Genomic DNA, 416 nt, shown 5'->3' with positions numbered 1-416 from the left:
TTTGAAGTAATGAAATTTATACAGAAAGAAAATGCCATTTTGGATACTGATTGAAATGCAGTGAGATAAAGTCTAATTTTAAAAGAATGAAGTTTATGAGTTTATAAAAACGAGAAAATACAATTGGAAAACAAAGAAATTGTATAGCAAGAGGGACTGTTACAAGAGGGTGTAGAAATCAAAAGGGCTGAGGAAGGTGAAAGCGGAATGCGCTTGGATCGATGGTTTAAGGTGCATTATCCAGGGCTTGCGTTTGGGCATCTACAAAAATTGCTGCGTTCTGGTCAGATACGCGTTGCCGGCAGGCGTGTTAAAACTGATATACGTCTTGTTATAGGGCCGTCTTTTCGTGTGCCGTTTTTATCTGTTGCTAATAAGAAAAATCTTTCTGTATCGGATCAAACTATTTATTGACA

Annotated in this window: 1 pseudogene; it reads left to right on the top strand. The window is 37.0% G+C overall.

Annotated elements, in window-relative coordinates:
* Positions 1-207: 207 nt before the first annotated feature.
* A pseudogene (locus tag J7R05_RS08490) lies at positions 208-408 on the top strand (RluA family pseudouridine synthase); the annotation flags it as partial.
* Between the last annotated feature and the right edge of the window lie 8 nt (positions 409-416).

Source organism: Bartonella capreoli (assembly GCF_902813205.1).
Taxonomy (GTDB): Bacteria; Pseudomonadota; Alphaproteobacteria; order Rhizobiales; family Rhizobiaceae; genus Bartonella; species Bartonella schoenbuchensis.
The sequence above is the reverse complement of the archived record's forward strand: the minus strand, read 5'-3'. Positions and strand labels throughout refer to the sequence as shown.